4 protein-coding genes are annotated in these 8,005 nt (G+C 73.4%); 1 reads left to right on the top strand and 3 read right to left on the bottom strand.

Annotated elements, in window-relative coordinates:
• Window positions 1-169 precede the first annotated feature (169 nt).
• Window positions 170-427: a hypothetical protein gene (locus STBA_RS14405; RefSeq protein ID WP_077063324.1), complete on the top strand. Its 258-nt coding sequence runs from the start codon at window positions 170-172 to the stop codon at window positions 425-427.
• A gap of 874 nt (window positions 428-1,301) precedes the next feature.
• Here STBA_RS14405 and STBA_RS14400 read toward each other — a convergent pair.
• Genes STBA_RS14400 through STBA_RS14390 form a run of 3 tightly spaced genes read right to left on the bottom strand, consistent with a single transcriptional unit; the run spans window position 1,302 to window position 7,962 of the window.
• Complete coding sequence (locus tag STBA_RS14400) at window positions 1,302-2,687, bottom strand: DUF6177 family protein (RefSeq protein ID WP_077059633.1); 1,386 nt, start codon at window positions 2,685-2,687, stop codon at window positions 1,302-1,304.
• Window positions 2,684-6,841 carry a type VII secretion protein EccCa gene (gene eccCa, locus STBA_RS14395; RefSeq protein WP_077059632.1) on the bottom strand — a complete coding sequence of 1,386 codons (4,158 nt, stop codon included), beginning with the start codon at window positions 6,839-6,841 and terminating at the stop codon, window positions 2,684-2,686. Before eccCa ends, STBA_RS14400 begins: the two co-directional genes overlap by 4 nt.
• Window positions 6,838-7,962 carry a hypothetical protein gene (locus STBA_RS14390; RefSeq protein ID WP_171987706.1) on the bottom strand — a complete coding sequence of 375 codons (1,125 nt, stop codon included), beginning with the start codon at window positions 7,960-7,962 and terminating at the stop codon, window positions 6,838-6,840. The genes eccCa and STBA_RS14390 overlap by 4 nt, the downstream gene beginning before the upstream one ends.
• Window positions 7,963-8,005: the final 43 nt, after the last annotated feature.

The following is an 8,005-nucleotide window of genomic DNA, read 5'->3' as shown; positions in this document are numbered from 1 at the left end:
GGAGGCCGTGTTGTTTGGATCACCGCGGCCGCGGCACCGGCTGCAGCGCCTCGTCGCGTGGTCGCCAGAAGCAACCCTTCCGGGTGTGTGGTGGTCTTACCGGGCGTCGTGTTCAGGGGGCCAGCCTCTGTCGACTCGAACAGGTAACCGATTGGTAAGGGTGCTGTCCATGGAACTCGATCCCGACCTCTGCCTGGACGTTCCTGAGGGCTTCGACGATACGGACGCCGAGACTCAGGTGCATCCCATGGCCAGGAAGCTGTTCCCCGCTACAACTGCCGCGGAAGCATTCAGGAAAGCCCATGAGTGGGTGGGAGAACACCAAGTCTTCCTGGTAGATGTTTCATGGGATTTCATGCACGACGAGGACGAGCCCTACATGCTGAGCATCTATTTCACGTTCGAGCTGGATCCCGAAGATACCTGACAGCGGCCGGCAGTTCAGAGAAGTCGCCGCCGCGTTCTCCTGTACCGATCAACGCGAAGTACGACCACCGATTATGGACGGAGCCGCTCGTCTTACAGTTCCGGCGGAAGCTGTGGCGGCTTGCAGGGTGCAGGGTGCAGGGTGCCGGGCGTTGGAAGGCGTGGCGGAGGTGTGTGTCGAGGTCGCGGCCGACTCTGGGGAGGCGGTAGGCGGGGTCTCCGGAACGTTGAGGCGCCGCCGAGGTGTTGGGCGGTTGCGTCCAGGCGGGTACGGGGGAGGTCGGTGCCCGGGGCGCGGGCACCGCTGGTCAGCAGGGGCCGCCAGGCAGGCGGCAGCGTCCCCGACAGGGAACAACCCCGTGGGTGCGGGGAGCAGAGGCGTGACCTGCGGTTCAGCTGGATGGGGGGCTGACTTTGCTTACTTCACGAAACTCGGGCATACGACTTTTAGCTGCCGGGGAAGCCTGGTCGTCCCGTGGTGCTGTGCTGCCAAAGTCGCTGGGTCTTCCAAGGTAGACGCAAGGAATGAGTCGGCCGGGCGGCGCGCCCCTGATGTGGGCGCGGGGCGTCTTCCTTCGACGGCGAGTTGGGCGTCGCGTAATCAGCATCTTCCTCCGCCTGGAGCGGTGTGGCCCAAGGGAGACTCGCTGCCCGGTGGTCGCCGCGAGCCTGTAAGGAATCTATGGAGTAGCGGCGCCAGGAGGCGTAAGCGCCTGGTAAGGGGATTTTGTTGGGTAGACCGTAGATCCTCGTGGTCGTCTGCCTGAGGCGGCATCGGCCCGCGGCGCCTCGTTCGCCGGTGCGCGTCCAGGCTTGTATTCCGCAGTGTTCGGCCGGGTCGTTGCGCGAGACAGGGAGACGGCGCTGTCGGATGGCTATGTGTCGTGGGGAGAGGACTGGTTACGGAGCGTTCGGGTGAGGTGTTCCAGGCCGGGCCAGCCGGTTTCGGTGAGGGGGTAGTACCAGCCGGGTCGGGTGGCGGGGCCGAGTTGGGTGGCTTGGGGGAGGCCGGTGGGGTGGGCTTCTTCGGGGCCGAGGACGAATGCCAGGGGTGCCGGTGGGCCTTCGAGCCAGGGTGGGACGGTCAGGTCGAGGCGGGCGCGACGGTGTTGGGCGAGGAGGGAGACCAGGCCGTGGCGGGTGACGAGTTCCTCGGCGAGGTCGGGGAGGATGTCCAGGGGCGGCCGAACGTTCGGCGGGTAGCCGAGGGCGAGGGTGATGTGCTCCTCGACGCCGCCGGTGGTGCGGCTGACGCGGATCGTGGCGATGGCGGGGTGCTCCGGGTGGCCGACGGTGATCAGCGTGGTCGGCCGGGGGGCGCGTCGGCGGGCCAGGGTGGTGAGGTCGGTGCGGGACCAGGAGAGTCCGGCGGGTTCCGAGGTGCCCCAGCCGACGGGCGCGGCGCCGGTCAGCTGCTGCCAGGTGGTTTCCAGGGCCCCGCCGAGGACCAGGTCGTGTGCGGCGGGGGCGCGGGTGACGAAGGTGAGCAGGAGCTGCTGTCCGTGGTCGGCTTCCGCGCGGGCGGTGGCGTGGGCGAAGGCGGGTGCGGGCCGTTCGCTGCCGGTCGGGGTGAACGTGCCGTCATGCCAGTGCAGTTCGGCGCCCGACAGACCGTCGTAGTAGGCGGCGTCGCCGTCGCGGATCACCCAGCGGTTCGGCGTGCCGCGGAGGGCGGTGCGGGTGGGGAGGGTGAGGCGGGTGTGGGCGGGGGTGACGAGGTGGAGGCCGCGTCGGGTGGTGCGGGCGTGGCGCAGTGCCTCGGCGAGCCAGGAGGTGAGCGCGATGACGGGCCGGTCCTGGATGACGGCGGCGGTCTTGTCGGTGAGTATGTCGACGGCGAGGGGGGCGTTCTCGGGGGTGGGGACGGCCGTGAGGCCGGTCACCGGGGCCGCGCCCCCGTTCGGCGCGATAAAGCCTGGTGGCCACACCTGGCCGCCGAGCAGGCTGGTCAGGCGGGTGGCGATCGTGCCGGCCAGGGCGTGGGCGCCGTCCGCACCGGTCGCGGCGTGGATCTCGGTCCACCACACGGGTCCTTCGACGCGGATCTCGGGCCCGAGGAGGCGGCGGACTTCGCCCGGCGTGTGCACCAGTATCGGTGCCTCGACCGAGACCAGGGGCCGGCCCAGCGGGTCGGCGAGCTGGATCACCGCGCCCTCGGCGCGCGCGGTGAACGTGGCGTCGGGGCCGGCGGCGGACAGGCCGGCGACCACGCTCCACGGGTCGGGCATCCGGTCGGTGAGGGCGATGACGTCCGTCGTCACGAGTCGTCGCCTTCCGCCGCGAGCGCGGTCTGGACGAGGCGGTGGCCCCGGCCGCGGCGGACGAACGTTCCGCGTCCGGCCGGTCGGGCCGCGGCATACACGCCGGGGAAGAGCGGGCCTTCGGCGCGGTCGCCGGCCAGGACGAGGCCGGAGGCGCCGGTGTCGCGCAGCGTGGTCAGGAACGGCTCGTACAGCGCGCGGGAGGCGCCGGCGACGCGGCGGGTGACGACGAAGTGCAGGCCGAGGTCCCGGGCGGCGGGGAGGTGGGGCAGGAACGGCTCCAGCGGCTGCTGCCTGGCGGTGACGAGGACGTCGTAGTCGTCGACGAGCACGACGATGCGCGGCCCGGCGGCGAACGTTTCGGGCGGCACGGCGTCCTGCGGCAGGCGTTCGTCCAGGACGCGGGCGATGCCGGCCGAGAGACCGGCCGCGAGTTTGGGGTTGTGCGCGTAGCCGCCGCGGTAGGGCTCGGGAACCGCGTCGTGCAGGCCGCGCCGGGGGTCCATGACGGCGAAGACCAGCTCCTCGTCGTCGTACCGTTCGATGAGGCCCTGGACGACGAGTTTCAGCACGTTCGTCTTGCCGCTTTCGCTGTCCCCCAGGACGAGAAGGTGCTGGTCGGTGTCGAAGAGGTCGAGCGATACGGGCTTCAGCTCGCTTTGGTCCAGGCCGATGGGCACGTGGCGCGGCTCGGCGGCGCGGCCGGGGAGTTGTGCGGCGGGCAGCCGGGTCGGCAGGACCCGGACCGGCGGCGCGGCGGGGCCGCTCCAGGCGGCGGCAACCGCGCGGACGGCACGTTCGCAGGCGGTGCCGAGGTCGTCCAGGGCGGTGCGGGAGTCCAGGCGGGGCAGCGCGGTGTGGGCGAACAGCTTGGCGCCGGTCAGGGCGCGGCCGGGCTCGTCGGCGCCGAGGGTCTGGGCGAGGCGGCGGTCGATGCCGCTGTCGACGGGGTCGTTGAGGCGCAGCTCGACGCGCGTGCCGAACGCGGATTGTGCGCCGATGCGGACGTCGTTCCAGCGGAGCATGCCGGCGACCACGTGGATGCCGTATCCGCTGCCGCGTTTGAGCAGGTCGGCGACGCCGTCGTCCAACTCGGCGAACGTCTCGCGCAGTTCGCCGAAGCCGTCGATGACCAGGACGAGGTCGGTGGGGCCCAGCTCGGTGAGACCGCCTGCGGTCCGCAGCCTGCGCAGGTGGTCGACGGAGTCGACGCCGTGGTCGCGGAACGCGGTCTCGCGCGCGGTGAGCGCGGCGCGGAGCTGGTCGACGGTGCGCGCGGCGCGTTCGCGGTCGGAACGGCCGGCGACGCCGCCGACGTGCGGCAGGCCGGCCATCGTTCGCAGGCCGCCGCCGGCGAGGTCCAGGGCGTAGATGCCGACTTCGTGCGGGGTGTGGGTGCAGGCCAGGGACAGCATCAGGGTGCGCAGCAGGGTCGTTTTGCCGGACTGCGGGCCGCCGATGACGGCGGCGTGGCCGCCTGCCGCGGTGAGGTCGAGCGTCCACTGGCCCTGCCACTGGCGGGAGGGATCGTCCAGCAGCCCGAGCGGAACGCGCATCGCGCCGCCGCCGTCGCGGCCTTTGGCCAGGGCGGGGGCGTCGGCGGCGAGGGCGCCTGCGGCGGGGGCGGCGGTCCGGTGGGTGAACTGCATGCCGCGCCGTCCGGTGCGCATCGGCCCGGCGACGGCGTCGAGGGCGAGGGCCTCGGGCAGGGGCGGCAGCCAGATCCTCGTCACGGGGGATGCGGCGGCGGCGAGCTGCCCGACCATGGTGGACAGCAGCGTCGGGCCGACGGTCCGGCGGGCGGGCGCGGGGGTTTCCGCGGCGTCCTGGGGCGGCTGCTCCGGGGCCGCCAGCTCGTTGTAGGCGGGGTAGGGGAGGACGGCCGGGCCCTCGTCGGGCTCGGTCTCGCGCGTGGCCGGACCGCTGTGGGGGCCGGAGACGTAACCGGCCTTGAACCGCTGGTAGGCGCTGGTGTCGACCTTCAGGTAGCCGAAGCCGGGGATCGGCGGCAGGTGGAACGCGTCGGCGGTGTCCAGCACGGTCCGGGACTCCTCGGCGGAGAACGTGCGCAGGCCCAGCCGGTAGGACAGGTAGGTGTCCAGGCCCTTCAGCTTGCCGCTCTCGATGCGCTGGCTTGACAGCAGCAGGTGCACGCCGATGGAGCGTCCGATGCGCCCGATGGACAGCAGAAGGTCGACGAAGTCGGGCTTGGCCGTGAGCAGTTCGCCGAACTCGTCGATGACGATGAACAGGTGGGGCAGCGGCGGCAGCCGCGGCTGCCGTTCGCGGGCGGCGGCGTAGGTGGCGATGTCCGGCACGTTGCCCGCGTCCTTGAGGACCTGCTGGCGGCGGGTGACCTCGCCCGCGAGGCTGGCGTGCACCCGCTCGACGAGGTCGGCCCGGTTCTCCAGGTTTGTGATCACTCCGGCGACGTGCGGCAGTTGGGCGAACGGCGCGAACGTGGCGCCCCCCTTGTAGTCCACGAGGACAAGCGCGAGGTCCTCGGGCGGGTGGGTGGCGGCCAGGGCCAGGACCAGCGTGCGCAGCAGCTCGCTCTTGCCGGAGCCGGTCGCCCCGACGCACAGGCCGTGCGGGCCCATGCCCAGCTCGGCGGGCTCCTTGAGGTCGAGCAGCACCGGCTCGTGGTCGTCGCCGAGGCCGATCGGCACGCGCAGGAACGCCTGGTCGCCGCGGCGCGGAGCCCACAGCCGCGCCAGCGGCAGCGCGTCCGGGTCGGTGACGCCGAGCTGCTCGGCGAAGTCCACGGGCCCGGACAGCGGGGTGCCGACGGCGGCGGACTCGGGGGAGAGCCGCAGCGGCGCCAGCATCCGGGCGATCCCGGCGGCGCCCGCGGCCGTCACCTCGTCCAGGGTGCCGCTGACCGTCACCGGCTGCTCGCCCCGCAGGTCCTCCACGGTGACGACCCGTTCGCCCGACGCGTCGCCGTCGGTGGTCTCGACGGGTCCGGCGGGCCCGGCGGGTCCGACGGGTCCGACGCGTCCGACGCGTCCGGCGGGCCCGACGCGTCCGGCGGGCCCGACGGTGATCCGCAGCGCCACCTGCCCCGGCTCCTGGACGCGCTCGGCGACCAGGTGCATCACGGTTACGCCCAGGTCACCGAGCGGCACCGTCTCGTCCGGGCGTGGCAGCTCACCCGCGGGCCGGCCGTAGCCGTCGCTGACCACCAGGAGCCGGCCGGCCAGGTCCAGGGCGTCCCGGCCGGCGAGGCCGCGGCGGACCTCGACGGCGTAGGAGGAACGGCGCCGCAGGTCCGGCGCGAGGAGCCGGCCGAGCGCGGGCAGGTCGGGGGCGATGCGGCGGGCGCTGACCGGCCCGTCCCACTCCCGCGGATCGAGCGTGTGCGGCAGCCATTTCGCCCAGTCCCAGTCCGCGGCGACGGCCTCGGGCCCCGCGGCCAGTGCGAACGTGACGTCGTCCGGCGCGTGGCCCACCGCGGCGCAGGTCAGCAGGGTGCGCGCCACCCGCACCACGTCCGCGCGCTCCCCGACGATGCTGATGTCGCCCATGCGGTCAAGGGGCACCGTCAACGGCATCTCGGGGGCGGCGCCGAACCGTTCCTGAATGCCCGCGGCCTCGTTCAGCATGAAGCGGTCGGGCGGGGTGAGCACATCGCCGCCGCGCTGCTCCAGGGCCAGCACGCGCACGGGCACGCGGCCGGTGGCCAGCCGCGGCCGGAGGAAGTCGCGGTCGGTGCGCCGCCGTTCCCACAGCCGCGCCGGGGCGTTCACCAGGTCGTACAGCGCCTCGGGCGCCGGGTCCAGCACCCGCGCCGCCGCGCGGCGCGCGCGGTCCTCGGCGCTCAACTCGTCCCGCAGCTCCTCCAGATACTCCAGATACCGTTCGCGCTGGGTGCGGCGGGTGCGCAGCGCCCGGCCGCGCTGGGAGAACAGCAGCCCGACGCCACCGAGGAGGGCGACCACCAGCACGAGGGCACCGATGACGGCGAACTGGCTGCTGCGCAGCATCGTCATCATCACCACGGAACTCATCACGCCCGCCATCGGGAGCAGCGAGGTGAGCGCCGAATTCGTGTGCCCCTCCGGGAGGTTCGGCGGGGGCTCGATACGGCGCCGCGCCGGCTCGGGCAGGGGGCGGGTGGTCCGGGCCGGGCGGTGGATCTGCCGTGTGCTCATACCGGCGCCCCGCCGCCGCGCCCGCGGGACATGGCGCGGTTCATCGTCTCGGCGGCCAGGCGGGCCGCCGCCGCGCGGGTGGCCTCGGCCAGCAGCGCGCCGCGTATCTCCCCGCCGGCCGCCAGAGAACGGTCGTAGGGCAGCGGCACGACCATGGCGCCGCCCGCCTCCAGGTAGGCCGCGGCCTTGCGGTCGTTCAGGTCCATGCCGGGGGAGGAACGGGTCAGCGCCACCACGGTCGTCGCCAGCATGCTGCGGTGCAGGCCGGCCATCCAGTCCAGCACCGAACGGGTCGCCGCCGCGCCCTCGGGAGTGGCCGGGGCAACCAGTACGCGGGCCTGCGTCGTGGTCAGCGCGGTGCGCGCGACCTCGGCGGGCAGCGTCTCGCAGTCGACGACGGTGGTGCCGAAGTAGCGGCGCAGCGAGGTCATCACGATGCGGTAGGTGTCGATGTCCAGCTCTGCGCCGATGGCGCCCTGGCTGCCCGGCAGCAGCCAGCCGCCTCCCGGGCCTCCGGAGGCGCCGGTGAACGGCAGGAGATAGCCGGTGACTTCGGTGATGTTCATCGAGGGGTCGACGATGCGGGCCAGGTCCGCGGCCGACCAGCGCACCTGGTCCGCGCCGAGCCGGTGCGGCAGCGTGCCGAGTGCCGGATCGGCCTCGACGGCCAGGACCGAGTCGGTGCGGTAGTGCGCGAAGGCCAGGGCGAGCAGCGCGGCGACCGTCGTCTTGCCGGCGCCGCCGCGGATGCTCGTCACCGCGATCTGCCGCCCGGTGGTGATGGGCTGCTGGATCGCCCGCGCGGCTGCCGTGGCCTCTGCGGTGTCCCGGGAGGCCGAGGACATCAGCAGCTGCCGAAGGGCGCGCCCGGCCCGGCGGGTGAACGGGTCCCCGCGCCGTGCGGGGACCTTCCCCACGTCGGGCCTGACCACCGGGGCGGAGACCGGCGCGGGCTGCTCCTGGCGGTGTGGTGGCCGTGCCCGAGGTGGCGACGGCCGTGGCTGCGGCGGCTGTGGAGGCTGCTGCGGCGGCTGCTGCGGCGCGGGCTCGGGGGGTGCCGTCGCACCACCCATGTCGCGGAAGGCATCGCGCTGCCAGCCGCCCGGGGTCTCCGCGGACATGAGCTCCTCTCCGTTCCCTCTTGCCGTGCCCTTGTGTCGGCGA

Origin of the sequence: Streptomyces sp. MP131-18 (assembly GCF_001984575.1) — a bacterium.
GTDB lineage: Bacteria > Actinomycetota > Actinomycetes > Streptomycetales > Streptomycetaceae > Streptomyces > Streptomyces johnsoniae.
This window is presented reverse-complemented; position numbering and strand designations above follow the sequence as displayed.